Source organism: Streptomyces tauricus, assembly GCF_014650955.1.
In the GTDB taxonomy this organism is placed as follows: domain Bacteria; phylum Actinomycetota; class Actinomycetes; order Streptomycetales; family Streptomycetaceae; genus Streptomyces; species Streptomyces tauricus.
This window is the reverse complement of sequence record NZ_BMVY01000010.1, coordinates 162719-185288: the sequence shown is the minus strand read 5'-3', so window position 1 is coordinate 185288 and position 22570 is coordinate 162719. Positions and strand designations below refer to the sequence as shown.

The following is a 22570-nucleotide window of genomic DNA, read 5'->3' as shown; positions in this document are numbered from 1 at the left end:
GCGCCCGATCCGTGCAACTACCACCAAGAACCACCCCGTGTACGGCGTACGACCGTGTTTGACCGGGCACGATGCTGAGTATCACTTCGGTGCCGCCCAAGACCCTGGTGGCATCCGCCGCGCGTCCCCCCCAGCCGCGCCCTCGCGTTTGACGTCGTACCTGGAAAGAACACTGAGGTGGGCCATGGGCACCCATCACGTCACCTTCGGCCTCCGTCACCGGACGACGGGAGACACGCTGTTACTCCTGCCGCGCGGTGAACTGGACGCCTGGGCCGACCAGGAGCTGTTCCCGCGCATGGCCGAACTCCTCGACCGCCCTCGGGACCCGGCCCTGTCCGGTGTCGTCGTGGACCTCGGCGCCGTGACCTTCCTGGACGCCGGCGGTCTGCGCATGCTGGTCCGCCTCCGGAACCGGACATGCCTGAGCGGCATCGAACTGCGGCTCGCCAACACCCCGGACAAGGTCCGCCGCGTGCTGCGCCTCTCCCGGCTCGAACGCACCTTCACGTTCCTGGACGAACCCAGGTCACCGTGCGACAAGGCCTCCGGGCGGGGGGTCCCCGCCTGACCGGACAGCGTCTTGCCGGGGCCCCTTCGCCGTACGAGAGTGGGAAGGCGCTCCCGCGCCGGGCTCACCCGGTCCGGGGGCGCCGGCCCAGGACCCCGGCAGGCACCCCCACATCGGACGCGGTCCGCGTGCGCCCACCTCGGCGTGAGCGGGCGCCGGCGGAGGGCCGAAGCGTGGACATGCGGCACCGGAGCGGGCCGGAGGACCGGGCCCGGACGACCGAGCAGGACCATCGGACCCGGCTGACCGAGCAGGAGTGCCGGGAGGTCCTGGCCCGCACACCGGCCGCCCGACTGGCTGTCACCCGCCGTGGTCTGCCCCGGATCGAACTGGTCGGGCTGGTCCACTTCGACGGCGAACCGGTGGCGCTCCTGCCCGAGGACAGTCCCGTCGCCCGTGCGCTGTCCGAGGTGATCTCCCCGCGCAGGCTCGTCGCGCTGCAGACCGACGACCTGACCGACGCCCGGCACGAGGTGCACAGTGTCACCGCCGTCGCCCGGCCCCGCTGGATCGTTGGCTTCGACGACGTGCGCGAGTGCCGGCGACTGGCCGAGGCCCGGGGGCTCGACGTCAGGTCCGACACCTGGTTCCTGGCCATGACCCACCCCATGCTCGTGGGCCGGCGGGTTCCGCTGCGCAGTCCGGGCCGTGTGCCGCAGAACCCCGCGCGGACGTGAGCGCGACGAGCCGGACGCGAGGCCTGCCCGAAGCCTGCTCGAGTTCGCCGTGGCGCGGGCGCGCGCGGCCCGAGTACCGTCCGCGTGCCGGTGAAACCGTCCTCGTTTCTATTAAGTACGGTCCATGAAATCTGTAAACTGGCTTGCAGGTTTGTGCCAGGCCGGATTTCTGCGAGGCCTCAACGGGGGGATGGTCGTGCCGACCCTGCCGATCGACGACGAGAACGCGGCGCTCTACACCATCGGCCAGGTCGCCGACATGCTCGGCGTGCAACTCGCCTTCCTGCGCCGCCTCGACGAGCAGCGCGTGATCGTTCCCGTGCGGTCGGCCGGCGGCCAGCGGCGCTACACCCGCAGGGAGATCGGCCAGGTGACCGAGACGCTCGCGCTGATCGAGGAGGGCGTCACCCTGGCCGGCGTACGGCATGTGCTGACGCTCCGGCACCGGGTGGCCCAACTGGAGTCCGACCTGGCCGAGTTGCGGCAGGAGCGGCGCGTCGACAGCGGCCGCGTGGCGAGGGGCTGACGGGCACCGCCCGTCAGGGAGCGGCGCCTTGGGGGTCGCCGGCCGCCGACAGCATGGGCGCGCTGTGCCGTTCCGGCCGGTGGCCGCCGGCGTCCGGGACCGGGCTGCGGGGCGAGCCGGGCATGCCGGGCAGCGGTACGGGGCGGCGAGCCGTGAGACGGCCCGCGGGGCGGTGGCCGCAGTGGCCGCAACGGGGCGCACCCTCCAGGGTGTAGGGCGACGGCACACTGCGGCTGTCGCAGGAGAAGTACTCCCACTCGTGGCCGAGGCCGTCCATGAAGCGCTGTACGTCGTAGTCGACGGTCCAGCGGTCCCGGCACTGGCCGCAGGTGAACTCGACCCGCTCCACAGCCAGTTCGGTGATCATGGCGTCACCCCTCCCGCGTCACCGTTCTCTATACTCCGCCGACCGCGGGGTTGACAACGATCAGCTCAACTTCTTTTCTCTCCCATGGGGAGATTCCCTGTATGCGAGAGGCACGGAAAACGACCGCACCCGGACCGCGACGGACGCCGGGTTCGGCGGCCTGCGGACCGGGCGCGGTCAGGAAGGCGCTGCGATCGAAGCGATCGCAAGTCAGAGAGCTTGACGCGAGGTCAGGCCTTCTTCGTCTCCCAGAAGATCTTGTCGATCTGGGCGATGTAGTCGAGAGCCTTCTGGCCCGTCGCCGGGTCGGTCGAGGCCTTCGCGGCCGAGAGGGCCTTGAGGGCGTCGTTGACCAGCTGGTGCAGCTCCGGGTACTTCTCGAAGTGCGGGGGCTTGAAGTAGTCGCTCCACAGCACCGAGACGTGGTGCTTGGCGAGCTCGGCGCGCTGCTCCTTGATGACGGTGGCGCGGGCCTGGAAGTGCGGGTCGTCGTTGGCGGCCATCTTGTCCTGAACGGCCTTGACCGACTCCGCCTCGATGCGGGCCTGGGCGGGGTCGTACACACCACAGGGCAGGTCGCAGTGTGCGCTGACCTTGACCTTGGGGGCAAACAGGCGGGAAAGCATTGAGCTGTCCTTCCTCGTGATCGTCTTCTCAGGTGGGACATTACTCCGTGAGGGACGGGTTTTCGCGAGTGCCCCCATGGGCTTAGGACAAAAGTCCAGGGTCAGACTGGGACTCGTGGAGGATAGGACCGGGGAGGTGCCGGGATGCCGGAGCTGTCACAGGAGACCGAGCGCGTGAGGGGTGTCCTGCCGTTCGGGACCGCCGAGGTGACGGGGCCGTCCATGGTGCCCACGCTGCTGCACGGCGATCAACTCGTCGTGCAGTACGGGGCCAGGGTCAGGCCCGGTGACGTCGTCGTCCTGCGCCATCCGTTCCAGCAGGACCTGCTGGTCGTGAAGCGGGCGGCCGAGCGGCGCGAGGGTGGCTGGTGGGTGCTCGGCGACAACTCGTTCGCCGGCGGGGACAGCACCGACTACGGGACCGTGCCCGAGGAACTGGTCCTCGGGAAGGTCTGGTTCCGCTACCGGCCGCCCACGAAGGGTCAGCGCTCGCCGTTCGCGGTCGCGCGCTGGCTGTGGTCGGCCGCCCGGCCGGTGCTCTCCGGCCGGTCCGCCTCCAGGCGCTTGCGGGCGCGGTAGGCGGCGACGTTCGCCCGGGTCGCGCAGCGGTCCGAGCAGTAGCGCCGGGAGCGGTTCGTCGAGGTGTCGAGGTAGGCGTTGCGGCACGGCGGTGCCTCGCACAGGCCCAGGCGGTCCACGCCGTACTCGGTGAGATGGAAGGCCAGGCCCATCGCGGCGATCGCGGCGTAACCGGCGGTCGCGTTCGACGGGTGGTCCGCCAGGTGCATGTGCCACAGCGGGCGGCCGTTGTCGTCCCGGAAGTCATGGCCCGAGATCTGCGGGCTGACCGGGAACTCCAGCAGCAGTGAGTTCAGCAGGTCCACGGCGAGCGTCTCGTCGCCGCCGTCGGCCGCCTCGAAGACCGCGCGCAGCCGGGCCCGTACGCCGCGGAAGCGGGTCACGTCCGAGTCGTTGGCGCGGCGGGCCGCCGACGCGTTGCCCCCGAAGAGGTCACGGACGGCCTCGACCGAGGTGAGCGTGTCCTTGCCCCGGGCCGGCTCCTCGCTGTTGACGAGACGGACGGCGTAATCCGAGTAATAGGCCAGTTCCACTTGTAGTCCTTACGAGGGCGCTCTATGGTCGTGGTGCGGGCACGTAATGGCTGATTGTGCTTCCAGGGTATTACATCCTGGTGGGGAAAGGGGCTTTCATGACGACCACCCTCGGGTCCGACTGGCAGGCGTGGCAGGAGAGCTGGGACCGGCAGCAGGAGTGGTACCTCCCGGACCGCGAGGAGCGGTTCCGGGTCATGCTCGACATGGTCGAGGCACTGGTGGGCCCCGAGCCACGGGTCCTGGACCTCGCGTGCGGTACGGGAAGTATCACGGCCCGGCTCCTCGAAAGGTTCCCGAAGGCGGTCAGTACCGGTGTCGATCTCGATCCGGCGCTCCTGACCATCGCCGAGGGCACGTTCGCGGGCGACGACCGGGTCGCGTTCGTCACGGCGGACCTCAAGGACCCCGAGTGGGCCTCACTGCTGCCGTACGACTCGTACGACGCCGTCCTCACGGCGACCGCGCTCCACTGGCTGCACAGTGAGCCGCTTGCGGTCCTGTACGGGCAGGTCGCCGGGGTCGTCCGGGAGGGGGGTGTGTTCATGAACGCCGACCACATGGTCGATGAGAGCACTCCGCTGATCAACGCGGCGGACCGGGCGCAGCGGCATGAGCGGATGGAGGCGGCGAAGGCCGCCGGGGCGCTCGACTGGGCCTCGTGGTGGCAGCTCGCCGCGCAGGATCCCGTGCTCGCGGAGCCCACGGCCCGGCGGTTCGAGATCTACGGCGAGCATGCGGACGGGGACACTCCGTCCGCCGGGTGGCATGTGGGGGCTCTGCGGGCTGCCGGGTTCGCGGAGTCGCGGGAGGTGTGGCGGTCGCCGTCCGACGCGCTGGTCCTGGCCGTCAGGTAGGCGTTCTTCTCGCCCCCGCCGCCCTTACCCTTCCCGTCACTGCATGGGGGCTCCGCCCCCTCGCCCCCCGTATCGCGCTACGCGCTCGTCCTCAGACGCCGGACGGGCTGAAAGGCAGGGGCGGTACGGATTTCCCGTACCGCCCCTGCGTGTGCCCTCCGTGACCGCCGGACGGCTTAAAGCACCTTCGACAGGAACGACTGCGTCCGTTCGTGCCGCGGGTTCGTCAGGACCTCTCGGGGGTGGCCGGACTCGACCACCACACCCTCGTCCATGAAGACCAGCGAGTCGCCGACCTCCCGGGCGAAGCCCATCTCGTGGGTCACGACGATCATCGTCATGCCCGACTCCGCGAGGTCGCGCATGACGTCGAGGACGTCACCGACCAGCTCGGGGTCGAGCGCCGACGTCGGCTCGTCGAACAGCATCAGCTTCGGCTCCATCGCGAGGGCCCGCGCGATCGCGACCCGCTGCTGCTGACCGCCGGAGAGCTGCGAGGGGTAGTTGCCCGCCTTGTCGGCCAGCCCGACCCGCTCCAGGAGCTGACCCGCACGCTCGCGCGCCTGGGCCCTGCTCACGCCCTTGACCTGGACCGGCGCCTCCATGACGTTCTCCAGCGCCGTCATGTGCGGGAACAGGTTGAAGCGCTGGAACACCATGCCGATGTCCCGCCGCTTCAGCGCGACCTCGCTGTCCTTGAGCTCGTACAGCTTGTCGCCCTTCTGGCGGTAGCCGACCAGCTCCCCGTCGACGTACAGCCGCCCCGCGTTCACCTTCTCCAGATGGTTGATGCACCGCAGGAACGTCGACTTGCCCGAGCCGGACGGGCCGATCAGGCAGAAGACCTCGCTGGGCTTCACTTCGAGGTCGATGCCCTTGAGGACCTCGACCGGGCCGAAGGACTTGTGGACGCCCTCGGCCTTCACCATCGCCGTGCCGGAGCCCGCACCGGGCACGTTCTTCGTGTCGTTCGTACCGGTGCTCATGCCTTGGCTCCTCCGCCCGACCGGTTGGACAGGGACAGCACGTTCGCCTTGATCTTCTGGATCGGCGTGGGCGGCAGCGCACGGCTCGACCCGCGGGCGTAGTACCGCTCGACGTAGTACTGCCCGACGCTGAGCACCGAGGTCATGATCAGGTACCAGGCGGCGGCCAGGAACAGCATCTCGACCGTGGCCCCGGAGGTGGTGCCGATGTCCTGGGAGAACCGCAGGAGTTCGGGATACTGCACCGCCGCGACCAGGGAGGTCGTCTTCAGCATGTTGATGACCTCGTTGCCCGTGGGAGGCACGATCACGCGCATCGCCTGCGGGATCACGATCCTGCGCAGGGTCTTGCCGTGGCTCATGCCCAGGGCGTGCGAGGCCTCGGTCTGGCCCTCGTCGACCGAGAGCAGACCCGCGCGGCAGATCTCCGCCATGTACGCGGCCTCGTTCAGGCCCAGACCGAGCAGCGCCGTGAGGAACGGCGTCATGAAGTCGGCCCACTGGTCCTTGTAGATCGGCCCGAGGTTGACGTACTCGAAGACGAAGCCGAGGTTGAACCAGACGAACAGCTGGACCAGGACCGGGGTGCCGCGGAAGAACCAGATGTAGAACCAGGCGATCGACGAGGTCACCGGGTTCTTCGACAGGCGCATCACGGCCAGGACCACGCCGCCGACGATGCCGATGAGCATCGACAGGAACGTCAGCACCAGGGTTTCGCGGACACCCTTGAGGATGCGGTCGTTGAAGAAGTAGTCGGGGATGGCGCCCCAGTTGATGTCGCCGTTGGCGAAGGCCCAGACGAGCAGGCCGAAGATGCCGAGGGCGACGACGGCGGCGACGTACCGGCCGTAGTGCCGGACCGGGATGGCTCTGATCGCCTCCGGCCCGGCCGCCGGGGTGTCCGCCGACGAGTCGGTCTTCTTGAAGTCATTCACGGGTGATGCCTTTCAGTGACGTGTCGAAGAGCGAGACACGGTCACTTTCCGCCGTTGATCGTGGCCTCTTCGACCGCCCCCGCGTCGACGCCCCACTTCTCGATGATCTTCTTGTACTCGCCGTTCGCGATGATCGCGTCGAGCGCGGCCTTGACGGCGTCGCGCACCTCGGTGTTCGACTTGGCGACCGCGATGCCGTACGGGGCGGCCTCGACCTGCTCGCCGACGAGCTGGAAGTCCTTGCCGCCGCCCGAGGTCTTCACCGCGTACGCCGCGACCGGGAAGTCGGAGGAGCCGGCGTCCGCGCCGCCGGAACGCAGCCGGGTCTGGGCCTGCTGGTCGTTGTCGAAGGCCTCGATGGAGATGGCCTTGCCCTTGGCACACTTCTTGGCCTCGGACTTCGCCAGGTCGTGCGAGACGGTGCCGCGCTGGACGACCAGCTTCTTGCCGCACAGGTCGGACCAGGTCTTGATGCCCTGGTCGGCGCCCTTCTTGGTGTAGATCGAGACACCCGCGGTGAAGTAGTCGACGAAGTCGACGCCCTCGCCGACCTTCTTGCCGGTGTCGGCGTCGACGCCGTCCTGGCGGTTCTTGGTGTCCGTCATCGCGGACATCGCGATGTCGTACCGCTTGGAACGCAGGCCGCCGAGCAGCGTGTCGAACGTGCCGTTCTCGAACTCGAACTTCACGCCGAGCTGCTTGCCCATGGCGTCGGCGAGATCGGGGTCGATGCCCACCGTCTTGCCGGAGTCGTCCTTGAACTCGACCGGCGCGTACGCGATGTCCGAGCCGACCTTGATGACGCCCTTGTCGCGGATGGCCTGGGGCAGCTTGTCGGCCAGCGGGGCCGCGCTGGAGTCGGCGGTGTCGCTGCCGCCGCTCTCCTTGTCCTTGGTCTGGTCACCGCAGCCGGTGAGCAGCAGGGCGCCTGCGACCGCGATCGCACCGACCGCGGCTATCCGGGACTGCGCGGCGGTCGTACGACGGGTGGAGCGTGCGGTCATGGTGGGTTCCTCCGGCGGGTGGGTGGAGTTGCCGATGGGTCGGCAGTAGCCGATGGGTCGACGAGAACACACACCTTCGGGTGTCGCGACCTCGTGTGATTAGGGCATCTTGCCATTCGGACTCGTCCCTTCAGGGTTCCCGCCATGTCAAAATCGGATAACGGGTGACCCCCTAACCGGACCGAAGCGGTCCGGCTCGACCGGATCTTGTGCGGAAAACCTCCGCGAGGGCCGGAGGATCTTCGGCGGATCCCGCGAGACGAGCGACCACTTCTGCGCACTTGCGACACCATGGCGCCTATCGGCGGATTGTTCGTGAAGTGGGCTTGATCGACGTATTCGGCCATGAGTCATGTCACCGGTATGTGACCTTCGCACTCCGGTATACGGGCCCGGGTGCCGCGATCTGCCGGTCCCTGCCCTCCGGCGCGCGAGCTTCGGCCGCCCACGTGTGACCTTCGCTTTATGGACTCGTCCGCGGTGCGGTCCGTCCGGTAAGAAGGATCCTTACACCCCTCATCCGGGGCTCAGGGCGCGTGTGCGGCGCGCCCGTCGCGCATGTTCCGCACTTAACAGTCATCAGGGACATGCGCGGTGCCCGCCCGCTCCTCACCCGGAGCGGCGACCCTCAACCATTAAGACTTAAGGGGTAAAACAAAGTGGCAGCGGAGATCGTCAATCCTCGCAGCGACAGCAGTACGGATCAGGACGGCGGGGCCGAGCCCCTCGATTCCTTCGACCCGGCGTTCGCGCTGCACCGTGGCGGGAAGATGGCCGTGCAGGCCACCGTGCCCGTCCGTGACAAGGACGACCTGTCCCTCGCGTACACGCCCGGCGTCGCGAAGGTCTGCATGGCCATCGCGGAGCAGCCGGAACTCGTCCACGACTACACATGGAAGTCGTCCGTGGTCGCCGTCGTGACGGACGGGACCGCCGTGCTCGGTCTCGGCGACATCGGCCCCGAGGCCTCGCTCCCCGTCATGGAGGGCAAGGCGATCCTGTTCAAGCAGTTCGGCGGGGTCGACGCGGTGCCGATCGCGCTGGACTGCACGGGCGTCGACGAGATCGTCGAGACCGTCGTGCGGCTCGCGCCGTCCTTCGGCGGCGTGAACCTGGAGGACATCTCGGCACCCCGGTGCTTCGAGATCGAGCGCCGGCTCCAGGAAAGGCTGGACATTCCCGTCTTCCACGACGACCAGCACGGGACGGCCGTCGTCACGCTGGCCGCCCTGCGGAACGCCGCGCGGCTGACCGGGCGCTCGCTCGGGCAGCTGCGCGCCGTGATCTCGGGCGCCGGTGCGGCCGGGGTGGCCATCGCCAAGTTCCTGCTGGAGGCGGGGCTGGGAGACGTCGCCGTCGCGGACCGCAAGGGCATCGTGTCGGTCGACCGGGACGATCTGACCCCGGTCAAGCGGGACCTCGCGGTCATGACCAACAAGGCGGGCCTCTCCGGCTCGCTGGAGTCGGCGCTCGCGGGCGCCGACGTCTTCATCGGTGTCTCCGGCGGTACGGTGCCGGAGCCGGCCGTGGCCTCCATGGCCGAGGGCGCGTTCGTCTTCGCCATGGCGAACCCGAATCCCGAGGTGCATCCCGATGTCGCCCACAAGTACGCGGCGGTCGTCGCCACGGGGCGGTCGGACTATCCGAACCAGATCAACAACGTGCTGGCGTTCCCCGGGATCTTCGCGGGGGCGCTGCAGGTGCGGGCGTCTCGGATCACCGAGGGCATGAAGATCGCGGCAGCCGAGGCGCTGGCCGCGGTCGTCGGGGACGACCTTGCCGCGGACTATGTGATTCCGTCGCCGTTCGACGAGCGGGTGGCGCCGGCGGTCACGGCGGCGGTTGCCGCGGCGGCGCGGGCGGAGGGCGTGGCGCGGCGCTAGCATCGCGCCCTGCGCCCGCCGCACGCACGCCTCTGGGCCCCGTCCTCCTGGACGGGGCCCAAAGTTTTCGGCGGGGGGTTCGGCTGAGCGGGTGGTGTGGGCTGCGCCGGGCGGTCGGGCGATCAGCCGGGTGCGGGCCGGTGGGGGGTTTTGCGCCGTTCCCCGCGCCCCTGAGGTGGGGAGTGGTGGGGGTGGTGTGTTGGGTGCGGGCGGGTGGGGGTTGCTCGCGCCGTTCCCCGCGCCCCTGGTGTGTGGGGGGAACGGCGCGAGCGGCCACGGCGGTGGGTGGGGCGGCGTCTTTGGGGGTGTGGGGGACTGCGTGGGTTTGGGGTGGGGGACGTGTGTCACAGGCGGGGCCCGTTCCGTCGGACGCACCCGCCACCTAGGGTCGGCACATGTTCGCTGCCTACGCCGCCCATATCGACCGTGACCAGCCCTTGAACGGCCTGGAGTTGGGTGACCGCCCCGCTCCCGAGCCCCGCCCCGGCTGGACGACCGTCAACGTCAAGGCCGCCTCCCTGAACCACCACGACCTCTGGTCGCTGCGCGGGGTCGGCCTCGCCGAGGACAAACTGCCGATGATCCTCGGATGCGACGCCGCGGGGATCGACGAGGACGGCAACGAGGTCGTCCTGCACTCCGTCATCGGGCAGACGGGCCACGGCGTCGGCCCGAAGGAGCCCCGTTCCATCCTCACCGAGCGCTACCAGGGAACCTTCGCCGAGCAGGTCTCGGTCCCCACCTGGAACGTCCTGCCCAAGCCCGCCGAACTCTCCTTCGAAGAGGCCGCCTGCCTGCCCACCGCCTGGCTGACGGCGTACCGCATGCTCTTCACCAACGCGGGCGTACGGCCCGGCGACTCGGTTCTCGTCCAGGGAGCCGGTGGCGGCGTCGCCACGGCGGCGATCGCGCTCGGCAAGGCCGCGGGGCTTCGCGTCTTCGCCACCAGCCGCGACGAGGCGAAGCGCAAGCGCGCCCTGGAACTCGGCGCTGTCGAAGCCGTCGAGTCCGGAGCCCGGCTGCCGCACCGCGTGGACGCCGTCATCGAGACCGTCGGCGCCGCCACCTGGTCCCACTCGGTCAAGTCCCTGAAGCCGGGCGGCACCCTGGTCATCTCGGGTGCCACGAGCGGTGACCGGCCCCCGCACGCCGAGCTGACCCGCATCTTCTTCCTCGAACTCAAGGTCGTCGGCTCCACCATGGGTACGAAGGACGAGCTGGAGGATCTGCTGTCCTTCTGTGCCGCCACCGGCGTCCGCCCCGTCATCGACGAGGTTCTCCCGCTGGACCGCGCCCGCGAGGGCTTCGAGCGGATGGAGTCCGGCGAACTCTTCGGCAAGGTCGTGCTGACCGCCTCCTGATACGCCCTGACTTCTGATACCTCCTGACACCTCATGGCTTCTGACACCCCGGGCCGTCAACCACAGTTGACAATTCCCGGCGTGTCAATCTAAGTTGACGTCATGACCGAAGCAACGGATCTCGCCGAGCGCGCGGGCGACCGCGATCCGCGGATCGGGCTGCGGGCCGTCTCCGCGTTGCGGCGGCTCTTGGAGCAGCTCGAAGCGGTGCAGGTGCGCAGTGCGCGCAATCAGGGTTGGTCGTGGCAGGAGATCGCCGCGGAACTGGGTGTCAGCAGGCAGGCCGTGCACAAGAAGTACGGGAGGCAGTGATGTTCGAACGGTTCACCAAGGACGCCCGCGCGGTGGTCCTCGGCGCGGTCGGCCATGCCGAGCGCCTGGAGGCGGAGGCGGTCGAGGAGCAGCACCTGCTGCTGGCGCTCCTCGACCGCGAGGCCAGCCGTGCGTCGTTCGCCCTGACGTCGCTGGGGCTCGCAGGACGCAGGGAGTCCGTCCAGCGGGCGCTGGCCGAGGCGCGCCGTCGCGGCGGGCTCTCCCGCGCCGACACCGACGCCCTCTCGGGGCTGGGCATCGACGTCTCGGCGATCGTCTCCCGCGTCGAGGAGGCTCATGGCGAGGGCGCCTTGGAGGCCGCCCACGGGAACACGAAGGGGAACGGGAGGGGCGACGGCCATGACAGCGGGCGTGGCAAGGGGTGGTGGTCCGGCTTCGTCGGCGGGCGGCGTCCCTTCGCCCGAGGTGCCAAGGACGTCCTCACCGAGTCCCTGCGCATGGCCCTCGCCCAGCAGGACCGGCACATCGGCGACGAGCACCTCCTACTCGCTCTCGCCGCCCGCCCCGGTGTCCCGTCGGAGGTCCTGGCCGACCACGGCGTGACCTACGTGGCACTGCGGCGCGTGCTGTACGGCGGGGGAGAGGCGAAGGCCGGCTGAGAGGGCGAGGCGGTCCGCTCCCGGACCGCCTCGGCCGTCGCTCAGCCCTTGGGCGTCCGCAGCACCGCCCCTATGTGCGCCGCCGCCGACGACAGGTGCCGGCGGGCATCGCGCAGTTGGTCCTCCGTCACCCCGTGATCACGGGCCGCGTCGCGGATGTCGTCGCGGAAGCGGTCCAGCAGGCGGTCCAGGTCCCGGGCGGGATCGCCCGTGGAGTCCTCATGGGCCCAGGAGGGTTCGTAACCGGCGGGGAAGTCCTCCGGAGTGTCCGTGTAGTCGGGCCTCCTCGTCTCCCTCCCGGCTCCCGTCCCGGCCCTGCCGAAGCCGAAGTCCTTTCCGAACTCCTTGCCGAAGTCCTTCCCGAAATCGCCGAACTCCTTGGCCAGCTCGGTGAGGCCCTCACGGACCCCCGTCGGCCAGTCGCCCCGGGTGAAGTGGTCCTGCACCTGGTCCTGGACGCGCTTGGCGATGCGCTGGAGCTCCTCCTGCGCCTGCGCCCGGACCCGCTCCTGGGCCTCCTTGGCCTGGTGCCGGGCCCGCTGGGCCTCCTCGCGGGCCCGCCGGCTCTCGTCCTTGGCGCGCCGGGCCTGCTCCTTCCACTCCTGCTTGACGCGACGCATCTCCTCCTTGGCGACGCGCCACGCCTCCTTGTCCCCGAAGTCCGTGAAGTCGCCGTGGCCGCTCTCGCGCTCGCCGTGCGCCTTGGCACCGGCTCCCGTGGAACCCCGCCGGGCCTCGCTCGCCGCGGCCCGCATCTCGCGGCGCAGATCCCCCGCGGCGCCGCGCACGTCGGCCCGGATCTCCGCGGCCAGCTCGGCGACCGACTCGCGGATCTCCAGCTCCAGATCGGCCAGTTCACCGCTGCGGTCGGCCAGCTCGGCACGGCCGGCGTCCGTGATCGCGTACACCTTCCGGCCGCCCTCGGTGGTGTGGGTGACCAGGCCCTCGGCCTCCAGCTTGGCCAGCCGGGGGTAGACGGTGCCGGCCGACGGCGCGTACAGCCCCTGGAAGCGCTCCTCCAGGAGGCGGATCACCTCGTAACCGTGGCGTGGTGCCTCGTCGAGGAGCTTGAGCAGGTAGAGCCGCAGGCGGCCATGGGCAAAGACGGGAGCCATGTCAGAGCCCCTTCTGGTGGGTCGGGCCGTCGGGTGATCCGTCGGTGGCGTCAGTGGCGGTGGCGGCGTCGGCGGCTGGGGGTGTCGCGGGGGTGGAGAGGGCGGCTGACGCGGGCGTCTCGGCGGTGGGTCCGGTACCGGACGGGTCAGGAGCCGTGTCCTGTGGGTCATCCTCCCCGACGTCCGCCTTCTTCTCGAAATCCACTTCCTGGTCCCACGGCTCGTCCTCCGCCGGTGGCCTGCGCAGCAGTGCGATCGAACCGGAGACGGTGGTCGCTTTCAGGCGGCCGTTCCCCGCGCCGAGCCTGCCGGTGATCTTCTTGGCGCCCCACTGGCCGTCGATGCGCAGGTCCTCGAACGCGCTGGAGACCACGCCGCTCGCCGAGTCCACCTCGACCTCCGCGTCGGCCGGATGCGGTAGGCGGACGGCGATCTCGCCCGAGATGCTGGCCAGCCGGATGTCACTGGACCGGCCTGCCGGGTCCAGGTCGACGATCACGGAACCACTGACCGAGTCGACCCGCACGGAAGGGCTGGAGCCCTCGATGACCGTCAGGTCGCCGGAGACGGAGTTGAGCCGGAGGTCGCCGGTGAGGGCCTGGACCTCCACGTTCCCCGACACCGTGTCCGCACGGACCGGGCCCGAGAGGCCCACGAGTGTGGTGTCTCCGGAGACGCCCTTCACCACCGCGCGGCCGTCGATGCCGGAGACCACGGCGGTGGCGCCGATCACGCCCACCTCGACGCGGGTGCGGGCGGGTACGGCCAGGGAGACCACCGCGCTGCGGCGCCAGCCCTTGCGGTCGAGCCACTTGAGGAAGCCCTTCCAGGGCAGGTCCTCGTACGCGACCGTGAGTGTGCCGTTCTCCTGGGCGACGATCAGGGGCGGGCCCTCTATCGAGGAGACTTCGAGGTGGGCGGGGCCCTCGTCGGTGCCCACGACGTTCACCGTGCCGTTGGCGATGCGCACGTGGAGAGCCGTCACCGGTTCGTCGAATGTGAGCTTCCTTGGCTCTGCGACGGACCACTCGGACATGGTGCTGACCTCCTCGGGCGGGGGTGGGCGTGGCGCTCGACGCGCCATATCGCGTCTTCTGATAGACACGATATATCGCGGGTTGGGGAAGTCAAGGTGCTCTTTCCGGTGAACTGGGGGGTCTCGATGGGGGCGAATGTGGATAAATCGACCCTGGCGTGGGTGGTGGGTGCCGCTGTGGGCGGGGAGGGGCGGGGCGGCTCGGTGTGTCGCGAACGGGGATCTCGCCCCCGCCGCCCCTACCCGTTCCCGTCCCTGTCATGGGGGCTGCGCCCCCTCGCCCCCCGTATCGCGCTTCGCGCTCGTCCTCAAACGCCGGACGGGCTGAAGGGGCGCTTGTCCTCGAACGCCGAACGGGCTGGAGGGGTGCTCGGCCTCGAACGCCGGACGGGCTGGAGGGGTGCTCGGCCTCGAACGCCGGACGGGCTGGGACAGGGCAAAGAGGGTGGGCTAGTCCTCGTCCTCGTCGTCGTCCAGGCGGGCCAGCCAGGTTGCCAGGCGTTCCACCGGGACCTCGAAGTCCGGGTTGAGGTCTACGAACGTGCGCAGTTGCTCGGCCAGCCACTCGAAAGTGACCTCTTCCTGGCCGCGCCGCTTCTCAAGTTCCTCGATACCGCGGTCGGTGAAGTACATGGTGGTTGCTCTCCTGCGTGCGTACCCGGTCGTTCTCCTGCGCACAGCCTACGAAACCGGTCGATGCCCCTTGCCGGGACGATCCCGTCACTAAGGTGTGCATCTGGCGCAGAATGGGTAACTCCCCTTTCCCGAAAGCCTGTTCATCCTTGTTCAGCCGTGCGGTTCTGCTGCCGCCGACCGGCGCGAGACGGAGCCGTGAGATGTCCGAACTGATGACGGCCGCCGGTCAGCTGGCTCCCTTTCTGAGCGCCGCGGCCGCCTCGATGGGGACGGCTGTGCTCGTGACCGCCCGGGACCGGCTCGCCGAGAGCGTCGTACAGGGCGGTCGGACGTTCCTGGACGCGGTCCTGCGGCGGGAGGGTGAACAGGGTGGGGACGGTGATGACCGGGGTGCTTCCGCTGTTCTTGCGCGGTTGTCGGGCGCTGAGCTTGAAGTTTTTGAAGCTGCCGTCGGGCACTGGCTCGCGGGTGATGATCTGAGCGCGTCCGCTCTTGAGGGGTGGGTGGCGAAAGCCGCCGCTCTCCGGCCGGGCGGAGACATTCATGTGACAGCCACCGGGAGCCATGCCGTCGCCGTCGGGCGGGTTCAGGGGGATTTCAATCTCTCCTACCCCCATCCCCGAGAGGCCGACCGGACCGATCAGCAGAGCGGCAGATGAACAAACCCGCCGAAGGCCTTCGGGAGGGCGTCCGTGAGGGGGCCGCGGGGGCGCAGGGTCCCAGCGCGCGCGGCGAGGGCACCTGGGTCACGGCCGTCGGGCAGGTGCTCGGCAACTTCGTCGTCAGCCTGGTCGTCGGCGACGCGCTGCAGAGCACCCTCGACGGCGCCCGCAGCTGGCGCGTGTGGAACTGGCCGCCGTTCTTCGTCGTCCTCGGGCTCGGCGGCGCCGCCCTGCTGAGGACTCCCGAAGGACCGGGCGGCCAGGTCCTCTGGTCGTATCTGATGATCGGCGCCGCCGTGCTGATCGCCCTCGTGCGGGTGGCCGGCATACGGGGGCGCGCCGGGGCCCAGGCCCTCGCCTCCGCCCTGTCCGTCGCCCTCGCCGTCGGTGGGACGGTCTGGGTGGAGCAGGTACGCGGTCACGGAGAGGTCGATGTCGCCGGTCTGACGACGGTGACGCCGTCCCGGCCGCTGGGAGACGGGGAGACGCTCGTCGTGGGGGTGGACGGGGGACCGGTCCGTACGCATCTGCGTCTCGTCCTCAGGGTCGACGATGCCGACCCCGGCACGCAGTCCTGCACTCCGGAGACCCGGCTCGCCCTCCGGCTCGGCGGGGGTCCGAGCACCGTCGACGACGTCCGGTCGGGCCGGCCGGTCGACATGCGGCTGGGCGGGGTGCGGGACGGCATACGCGTCACCGTCACCGTCCGCACCGACGCCGGCTGCCGGATGAACGTGTTCGTCGACGACGCCGTGCTGCACGGCTGAGGGGTACGGGGGTACCGGGTGAGTACGAAGGTGGGCTCGAAAAGCCGTGTGTACGTGGCGGTGGGCGCGTTCTGCGTCATCGTCGCGGTCGGGCTGACGCTCGCTGTCAGTTCGGGCTCGGACGAACCGGACGACACGTTCCTGGGCAAGGAACGGATCAGTGTCGGTATGCACAACGACCTGCCCGGCATCTCCTACGAGGAGAACTACCGCCGGTCGGGCCTCGACCAGCTGGTGTTCGAGCAGATCAAGGAAGGGCTGGGCATCAAGTCCGCCTCGCCGTCCAACCTGTCCTCCGAGGGACGTATCCCGGCGCTGGAGAAGGGCGAGGTCGACATGGTGATCGCGGCCTTCTCCATCACACCCGAGCGCATGAAGGCGATCGACTTCGTGGGGCCGTACGCCACCACCCGGCAGGGGTTCCTGGTCGGGCCCAAGTCGGTGGCCGTCCACGAGCTGAACGACTTCAGGGGCAAGGCCGTCTGTTCGTGGGAGGGCACCACGTCCGTGGCGACGCTCCAGGAGTTCCGGCGCGAGGGCATCGAGATCAAGGAGCTCGTCGACGCCTCCGACTGCATCGACGCGCTCAAGAGGGGTGAGGTGCAGGCCGTCTCGACCGACCAGATGATCCTTTACGGCTTCGCCCGCCACCATGCGAAGGACGGGCTGCGGGTTGTTCCCGACGTCACCATCGGGGCGCCGCAGCATTACGGGATCGGGTTGCCCAAGGGGCATCGGGAGGACTGTGTCGAGCTGCGGGAGTTCGTGAAGCGGTATGTCGAGAGCAGCGACTGGATCAAGGACATGGAGACGTCGTTGCCCGATATTCCGGTTCAGGAGCCGGGGTGGATCAGCGATTACAAGCCCAGTGACGAGTCCATTGACGCGCGCTCTTGTCGGGACAAACCGAGTGCTTGACCGTGTGGGGCCGCTCCTCCTGAGGGCTGCGCCCCCGGACCCCGCCTTGGCCTGAACGGCCTCGTCCGCAAACGCCGGACGGGCTGAAAGGCGAGCGCCGGACGGAGTCGCAAGGCGGGTGCCGGGCGGGCTGGAAGAAGGCGGGGGTTGCCAAAGGGCCCGCCCCCGAGCCGAAGCTCAGGACCGGGCCCTTCGTCCGTACGGTCAGTACATACAGTGACCGGTCAGGCCTCGAACACCTCGCGCACCAGCTGCTCCTGCTCCGCCTGGTGGCGCTTGGCCGAGCCGACCGCCGGGGACGAGCCCGCCGGGCGGGAGATGCGGCGGAGGCGCTCCCCGTGCGGGACGTCCGCGCCGACCGCCAGGTCCAGGTGGTCGATGAGGTTCAGGGCGATGAACGGCCACGCGCCCTGGTTCGCCGGCTCCTCCTGGGCCCACAGGTACTTCTCGGCGTTCGGGTACTTGGCGATCTCCGCCTGGAGCTCCGCGCCCGGGAGGGGGTACAGGCGCTCGATGCGGATGACGGCCGTGTCCGTGATGCCGCGCTTCTTACGCTCGGCGTCGAGGTCGTAGTACACCTTGCCCGCCGTGAAGACGACCTTCTTGACCGCGGCCGGGTCCACCGAGTCGTCCCCGATGACCGGACGGAAGCCGCCCGTCGTGAACTCCTCCGCCTTCGACGCGGCCGCCTTGAGGCGGAGCATCGACTTCGGGGTGAAGACCACCAGCGGCTTGTGGTGCGGGTTGTGCACCTGCCACCGCAGGAGGTGGAAGTAGTTCGACGGGAGCGTCGGCATGGCGACCGTCATGTTGTTCTGCGCGCACATCTGGAGGAAGCGCTCAGGACGCGCGGACGAGTGGTCCGGGCCCTGGCCCTCGTAGCCGTGCGGGAGGAGCAGCGTGACGCCGGACGTCTGGCCCCACTTCTGCTCCGCCGACGAGATGAACTCGTCCACGACCGTCTGGGCGCCGTTGACGAAGTCGCCGAACTGCGCCTCCCACATCACGAGGGACTCGGGACGCGCCAGCGAGTAGCCGTACTCGAAGCCCATCGCCGCGTACTCGGACAGGAGCGAGTCGTAGCAGTTGTAGCGGGCCTGGTCCTCCGAGAGGTACTGGAGCGGAGTGAAGTCCTCCGCCGTCTCCCGGTCGATCAGGACCGCGTGGCGCTGGCCGAACGTGCCGCGGCGGCTGTCCTGGCCCGAGAGGCGCACCGGGGTGCCCTCCAGGAGCAGGGAGCCGATCGCGAGCGTCTCGCCCATGCCCCAGTCGATCGTGCCGTCCTCGACCATCGCCGCGCGGCGCTGCAGCTGGGGCAGCAGACGCGGGTGGACGGTGACGCGCTCGGGGATGTTGACCTGGGACTCGGCGATCCGCTTGACGACCTCCTGGGAGATCGCCGTGGTGACCGCCACCGGGAACTCCGGCTTCACGTCCGGGGCGTGGGACTCGCCGGGCGCGGAAGCGGCCTCGCGGACCTCCGTGAAGACCTTCTCCAGCTGGCCCTGGTAGTCCTGCAGCGCCTGCTCGGCCTCTTCCAGGGTGATGTCGCCCCGGCCGATCAGCGACTCGGTGTAGAGCTTGCGCACCGAGCGCTTCTTGTCGATCAGGTCGTACATCAGCGGCTGCGTGAACGCCGGGTTGTCCGACTCGTTGTGACCGCGGCGGCGGTAGCAGATGAGGTCGATCACGACGTCCTTGTTGAACGCCTGACGGAACTCGAAGGCCAGCCGCGCGACCCGGACGACGGCCTCGGGGTCGTCGCCGTTCACGTGGAAGATCGGCGCCTCGATCATGCGGGCCACGTCCGTGGCGTACATGGACGAACGCGAGGACTCCGGGGCCGCGGTGAAGCCGACCTGGTTGTTGATGACCACGTGGACCGTGCCGCCGGTGCGGTAGCCGCGCAGCTGCGACATGTTCAGGGTCTCGGCCACGACACCCTGGCCCGCGAAGGCCGCGTCACCGTGCAGGGCGACGGGCAGGACGGTGAAGTCCGTGCCGCCCTTGTTGATGATGTCCTGCTTGGCGCGGGCGATGCCCTCCAGGATCGGGTCGACCGCCTCCAGGTGCGAGGGGTTCGCGGCCAGCGAGACCCTGATCTGCTCGCCGTCCAGGCCCGTGAAGACACCCTCGGCGCCCAGGTGGTACTTGACGTCGCCGGAGCCGTGCATCGACTTCGGGTCGAGGTTGCCCTCGAACTCCCGGAAGATCTGCGCGTACGACTTGCCGACGATGTTCGCGAGGACGTTCAGCCGGCCGCGGTGGGCCATGCCGATGACGACCTCGTCGAGACGCGACTCGGCGGCGGAGTCGAGCACCGCGTCGAGCAGCGGGATGACGGACTCGCCGCCCTCCAGGGAGAAGCGCTTCTGGCCGACGTACTTCGTCTGCAGGAAGGTCTCGAACGCTTCCGCCGCGTTCAGCCGGCGCAGGATCCGCAGCTGCTCCTCGCGCTCCGGCTTGGAGTGCGGACGCTCGATACGGTCCTGGATCCAGCGGCGCTGCTTCGGGTCCTGGATGTGCATGAACTCGACGCCGGTGGTGCGGCAGTACGAGTCGCGCAGCACACCGAGGATGTCGCGCAGCTTCATCAGGGACTTGCCCGCGAAACCGCCGACCGCGAACTCGCGCTCCAGGTCCCACAGGGTGAGCCCGTGCTCGGTGATGTCCAGGTCGGGGTGCTTGCGCTGGCGGTACTCCAGCGGGTCGGTGTCGGCCATGACGTGGCCGCGGACCCGGTAGGAGTGGATCAGCTCGAAGACGCGGGCGGCCTTCGTGACGTCGTCGTCGTGCGAGGCGTCGATGTCCTTGAGCCAGCGGACCGGCTCGTAGGGGATGCGCAGGGCCTCGAAGATCTCGTCGTAGAAGCCGTTCTCGCCGAGCAGGTAGTTCGCGACGACGCGCAGGAACTCGCCGGACGCGGCGCCCTGGATGACCCGGTGGTCGTAGGTCGACGTGAGCGTCATGACCTTCGCGATGCCGAGCTTGTTCAGGGTGTCCTGGGAGGTGCCCTGGAACTCCGCCGGGTAGTCCATCGAGCCGACGCCCATGATGACCGACTGTCCGGGCATCAGACGCGGGACCGAGTGGACGGTGCCGAGGCCGCCGGGGTTGGTCAGCGAGACCGTGACACCCGAGAAGTCGTCCATCGTCAGCTTGCCGTCACGGGCGCGGCGGACGATGTCCTCGTAGGCCTGCCAGAACTCGAAGAAGTTCAGCGTCTCGGCCTTCTTGATGCCCGCGACGACCAGCTGGCGGTCGCCGTTGGGCTTCACCAGGTCGATGGCGAGGCCGAAGTTGACGTGCGGCGGCTTGACCAGGGTCGGCTTGCCGTCCTTCTCCGTGAAGGAGTAGTTCATCGAGGGCATGGCCTTGATGGCCTGCACCATCGCGTAGCCGATGAGGTGGGTGAAGGAGATCTTCCCGCCCCGGGCACGCTTCAGGTGGTTGTTGATGACGATGCGGTTGTCGAAGAGCAGCTTCACCGGGACCGCGCGCACGGACGTCGCCGTGGGGACCTCGACGGAGGCGTTCATGTTCTTCGCGACCGCGGCGCTCGGGCCGCGCAGCGTCACGTACTCGGGACCCTCGGGTGCCTCCTGGGCGGGCGCGGCCTTCGCCGCGGCCGGCTTGGCCGCTGCGGGCTTCGCCGGGGTGGCGGCCGGAGCCGCGGCCTTGGCCGGCGCGGCGGCAGCGGCCTTCGCGGCAGCCGGAGCGGCCTGGGCCTGAGCGGCCGGAGCCGGGGCCTGGGCCGGAGCCTTCGCAGGAGCGGCCTGGGCCGGAGCCTGGGCCTGCGGTGCGGCAGCGGCGGCCGGAGCCGCCTTGGGCGCGGTGGTGGTTCCCGCGGCCCCCGCGGCCGCGGTACCCGCCGGAGCCGAGGCGGCCACGCCGCCGGGCTTGTAGTCGGCGAAGAAGTCCCACCAGGCTCGGTCTACCGAATTCGGGTCCTGGAGGTACTGCTGATAGATCTCGTCGACGAGCCACTCGTTCGGTCCGAAGGCCGCGGCGGGGTTCTTCCCGGCTTGGTCCTCGGTCGAGACGCTCGATGAGTTACTGGGGGACTGTGGCGACACGGCGGCAACCGCCCTCTTCCGCTTCACAAGGTGATGGACAGCGGGAATAAAGGCTACGCCCCCCGGACCGGCTAGGTCAGTCCGGGCCTGGTCATCGTCGCGTAAGTCACATCGAAAAGCGTGTTTCGGCGTTCGAAATGGCGGGAAACAAGCGAGGTTCCGATGTGAAATGGACGCGCCTGTTCGGAGCTGCGGCCTCGGAAGACCGAATCTCCGTGCCAGGAACGCACGATGACACGTGTCCTGCTGCCCCATCACGTGGATCTTGGGCTCTCGCTTCGAACCCTACGTCAACCTGTCCGGCGAGGGCACTCCCGGAAGAGTGACCTGGATCCGGCAACCGCGCTGGGATTCGGCCACGCCGATCCGGCCACCGTGCAGATCGACCGCCCAGCGGGCGATCGCCAGCCCCAGCCCCGTACCGCCGTCGCTGCCCGGGCCGTGCGGCGCGACGACCCCGCCGCGGTTGAACCGCTCGAAGACCCGGTGCCACTCCGAGCGCGGGATGCCGGGTCCCTCGTCCAGGACTTCGAGGTCCAGGGACTCGGGGCCGTCGCCGCGCCTGGCCTTCACCGTGACGCGGCCGTGCGGCGGGCTGTGCTTGACCGCGTTGTCGATGAGGTTGGCGACGACCTGGTGGATCCGCTCCGGGTCCGCGTGCGCGGTCAGCTCGGGCGGCGAGACGTCGAGGTGCAGATGGACGTCCGTACGCGTGTGACTGCCGGAGCCGGAAGCGATGCCCGCGCGCGCGGAGGCCACCATGTTGGCCTCCTTCAGCACGCCCGACAGGTACGGCCACACCTCGAAGCGGCGCTTGCGCAGCGGTACGACGCCGTTGTCCAGGCGGGAGAGGTCCAGCAGCGTCTCCACCAGCCGGCCGAGGCGCTCCGTCTGCTTCAGGGCGGTGCGCATCGTCTCGGGGTCGGCGGCGGAGACGCCGTCCACCACGTTCTCCAGGACCGCCCGCAGGCCCGCGATGGGCGTGCGCAGCTCGTGCGAGACATTCGCCACGAGTTCCTTGCGCTGCCGTTCCTGGGCCTCCAGGTCGTCCGCCATGCGGTTGATCGTCTGGGCCAGGTCGCCCAGCTCGTCGCGGCGGTCGGCGCCCCTGACCCGGCGGGTGTAGTCGCCGTGCGAGATGCCCCGCGCGACGGTGTTCATCTCGTCCAGCGGGGCGGTGATCGAGTGCGCCACGAACTGGGTGATCAGCAGGGTCGCGATCATCGAGAAGACCGTGATGAAGCGCAGTTCCGTCTCGGTGCGCACCGCGATCATCAACAGACCGGTGGTGATGAACACCGCGACGACGACCAGGGTGCCGAGCTTGGTCTTGATCGAGAAGGGCCGCACGTCACCCCAGGATCCCGAGCCGGCACCGGAGCCGCTACCCGGGCCGGCACCCGCGCTCGTACCGGACGTGGTGCCGGAGGTCGTGCCGGACGTTCCACCGGCGCCCGGGGCCGGACCCGGCGTCGGGCGCGTCGCCGGGAAGCCGCCCGCACCTGTGCCTACGGCCGGAC

The 22570-nt window shown here is 69.6% G+C and carries 23 protein-coding genes; 12 read left to right on the top strand and 11 right to left on the bottom strand.

What is annotated here, in order from left to right:
• The first annotated feature begins 184 nt into the window (after nt 1–184).
• From IE278_RS42955 to IE278_RS18395, 3 genes are all read left to right on the top strand, one after another.
• The gene (locus tag IE278_RS42955; protein WP_189773612.1) at nt 185–571 is read left to right on the top strand and encodes an STAS domain-containing protein; all 387 of its coding nucleotides are present in this window, start codon (nt 185–187) and stop codon (nt 569–571) included.
• Between the two features lie 179 nt (nt 572–750).
• Nucleotides 751–1248, top strand: a complete 498-nt coding sequence (locus IE278_RS18400) for a hypothetical protein (RefSeq protein WP_189773610.1) — start codon at nt 751–753, stop codon at nt 1246–1248.
• A gap of 196 nt (nt 1249–1444) precedes the next feature.
• Entirely contained in the window at nt 1445–1774 is a 330-nt protein-coding gene (locus tag IE278_RS18395; protein ID WP_213089729.1) for a MerR family transcriptional regulator, read from the top strand.
• 13 nt (nt 1775–1787) lie between these two features.
• On the opposite strand, the gene IE278_RS18390 is transcribed toward IE278_RS18395, so the two are convergent.
• Together IE278_RS18390 and sodN are read right to left on the bottom strand one after the other, a co-directional pair.
• On the bottom strand, nt 1788–2141 hold the full coding sequence (locus IE278_RS18390) for a hypothetical protein (protein ID WP_189773606.1): 354 nt from the start codon (nt 2139–2141) through the stop codon (nt 1788–1790).
• Nucleotides 2142–2371: 230 nt separating this feature from the next.
• Nucleotides 2372–2767, bottom strand: a complete 396-nt coding sequence (sodN, locus tag IE278_RS18385; protein WP_005480378.1) for a superoxide dismutase, Ni — start codon at nt 2765–2767, stop codon at nt 2372–2374.
• Between the two features lie 144 nt (nt 2768–2911).
• On the opposite strand from sodN, the gene sodX reads away from it, so the two are divergent.
• Nucleotides 2912–3346, top strand: coding sequence for a nickel-type superoxide dismutase maturation protease (gene sodX, locus IE278_RS18380; RefSeq protein ID WP_189773604.1), 435 nt, complete (start codon nt 2912–2914; stop codon nt 3344–3346).
• Here sodX and IE278_RS18375 read toward each other — a convergent pair.
• Nucleotides 3250–3879 (bottom strand): CGNR zinc finger domain-containing protein, encoded by a 630-nt coding sequence (locus IE278_RS18375; protein WP_189773602.1) that lies wholly within the window; start codon nt 3877–3879, stop codon nt 3250–3252. The two genes, sodX and IE278_RS18375, sit on opposite strands and share 97 nt — an antisense overlap.
• A 98-nt stretch (nt 3880–3977) precedes the next feature.
• Here IE278_RS18375 and IE278_RS18370 point away from each other — a divergent pair, with 98 nt between their 5' ends.
• The gene (locus IE278_RS18370; protein WP_189773600.1) at nt 3978–4736 is read left to right on the top strand and encodes a class I SAM-dependent methyltransferase; all 759 of its coding nucleotides are present in this window, start codon (nt 3978–3980) and stop codon (nt 4734–4736) included.
• A 176-nt stretch (nt 4737–4912) separates the two neighbouring features.
• On the opposite strand, the gene IE278_RS18365 is transcribed toward IE278_RS18370, so the two are convergent.
• The 3 genes from IE278_RS18365 to IE278_RS18355 are packed head-to-tail and all read right to left on the bottom strand — an operon-like array spanning nt 4913 to nt 7664.
• Complete coding sequence (locus IE278_RS18365; protein WP_189773744.1) at nt 4913–5665, bottom strand: amino acid ABC transporter ATP-binding protein; 753 nt, start codon at nt 5663–5665, stop codon at nt 4913–4915.
• Between the two features lie 53 nt (nt 5666–5718).
• Nucleotides 5719–6660, bottom strand: a complete 942-nt coding sequence (locus IE278_RS18360) for an amino acid ABC transporter permease (protein WP_189773599.1) — start codon at nt 6658–6660, stop codon at nt 5719–5721.
• Nucleotides 6661–6701: 41 nt separating this feature from the next.
• The gene (locus tag IE278_RS18355; protein WP_189773597.1) at nt 6702–7664 is read right to left on the bottom strand and encodes an ABC transporter substrate-binding protein; all 963 of its coding nucleotides are present in this window, start codon (nt 7662–7664) and stop codon (nt 6702–6704) included.
• A 659-nt stretch (nt 7665–8323) separates the two neighbouring features.
• On the opposite strand from IE278_RS18355, the gene IE278_RS18350 reads away from it, so the two are divergent.
• The 4 genes from IE278_RS18350 (at nt 8324) to IE278_RS18335 (ending at nt 11840) form a co-directional block, all read left to right on the top strand.
• Nucleotides 8324–9547 carry an NAD(P)-dependent malic enzyme gene (locus tag IE278_RS18350; protein WP_107021358.1) on the top strand — a complete coding sequence of 408 codons (1224 nt, stop codon included), beginning with the start codon at nt 8324–8326 and terminating at the stop codon, nt 9545–9547.
• Nucleotides 9548–9942: 395 nt separating this feature from the next.
• The gene (locus IE278_RS18345; protein WP_189773595.1) at nt 9943–10908 is read left to right on the top strand and encodes a zinc-binding dehydrogenase; all 966 of its coding nucleotides are present in this window, start codon (nt 9943–9945) and stop codon (nt 10906–10908) included.
• Between the two features lie 102 nt (nt 10909–11010).
• Nucleotides 11011–11220 (top strand): helix-turn-helix domain-containing protein, encoded by a 210-nt coding sequence (locus IE278_RS18340; protein WP_010984411.1) that lies wholly within the window; start codon nt 11011–11013, stop codon nt 11218–11220.
• Nucleotides 11220–11840, top strand: coding sequence for a Clp protease N-terminal domain-containing protein (locus tag IE278_RS18335; protein ID WP_189773593.1), 621 nt, complete (start codon nt 11220–11222; stop codon nt 11838–11840). The genes IE278_RS18340 and IE278_RS18335 overlap by 1 nt, the downstream gene beginning before the upstream one ends.
• A gap of 41 nt (nt 11841–11881) precedes the next feature.
• Here IE278_RS18335 and IE278_RS18330 read toward each other — a convergent pair whose 3' ends face one another.
• The 3 genes from IE278_RS18330 to IE278_RS18320 all read right to left on the bottom strand — a co-directional run bounded on the left by IE278_RS18330 (nt 11882) and on the right by IE278_RS18320 (nt 14624).
• Entirely contained in the window at nt 11882–12955 is a 1074-nt protein-coding gene (locus tag IE278_RS18330; protein ID WP_189773591.1) for a PadR family transcriptional regulator, read from the bottom strand.
• A gap of 1 nt (nt 12956) precedes the next feature.
• Nucleotides 12957–13991 carry a DUF4097 family beta strand repeat-containing protein gene (locus IE278_RS18325; protein ID WP_189773589.1) on the bottom strand — a complete coding sequence of 345 codons (1035 nt, stop codon included), beginning with the start codon at nt 13989–13991 and terminating at the stop codon, nt 12957–12959.
• 450 nt (nt 13992–14441) lie between these two features.
• Nucleotides 14442–14624 (bottom strand): DUF6104 family protein, encoded by a 183-nt coding sequence (locus IE278_RS18320; RefSeq protein WP_189773587.1) that lies wholly within the window; start codon nt 14622–14624, stop codon nt 14442–14444.
• Nucleotides 14625–14827: 203 nt separating this feature from the next.
• On the opposite strand from IE278_RS18320, the gene IE278_RS18315 reads away from it, so the two are divergent.
• The 3 genes from IE278_RS18315 to IE278_RS18305 are packed head-to-tail and all read left to right on the top strand — an operon-like array spanning nt 14828 to nt 16974.
• Nucleotides 14828–15286 carry a hypothetical protein gene (locus IE278_RS18315; protein WP_189773585.1) on the top strand — a complete coding sequence of 153 codons (459 nt, stop codon included), beginning with the start codon at nt 14828–14830 and terminating at the stop codon, nt 15284–15286.
• Nucleotides 15283–16056 (top strand): hypothetical protein, encoded by a 774-nt coding sequence (locus IE278_RS18310; protein ID WP_189773583.1) that lies wholly within the window; start codon nt 15283–15285, stop codon nt 16054–16056. The genes IE278_RS18315 and IE278_RS18310 overlap by 4 nt, the downstream gene beginning before the upstream one ends.
• Nucleotides 16057–16074: 18 nt before the next feature.
• A complete protein-coding gene (locus IE278_RS18305; protein WP_246570376.1) occupies nt 16075–16974 on the top strand; it encodes a transporter substrate-binding domain-containing protein in 900 nt (299 codons plus the stop codon).
• Nucleotides 16975–17198: 224 nt separating this feature from the next.
• On the opposite strand, the gene IE278_RS18300 is transcribed toward IE278_RS18305, so the two are convergent.
• Together IE278_RS18300 and IE278_RS18295 are read right to left on the bottom strand one after the other, a co-directional pair.
• Nucleotides 17199–21050 (bottom strand): multifunctional oxoglutarate decarboxylase/oxoglutarate dehydrogenase thiamine pyrophosphate-binding subunit/dihydrolipoyllysine-residue succinyltransferase subunit, encoded by a 3852-nt coding sequence (locus IE278_RS18300; protein WP_189773581.1) that lies wholly within the window; start codon nt 21048–21050, stop codon nt 17199–17201.
• Between the two features lie 285 nt (nt 21051–21335).
• Nucleotides 21336–22400, bottom strand: a complete 1065-nt coding sequence (locus IE278_RS18295) for a HAMP domain-containing sensor histidine kinase (protein WP_189773740.1) — start codon at nt 22398–22400, stop codon at nt 21336–21338.
• Nucleotides 22401–22570 lie beyond the last annotated feature (170 nt).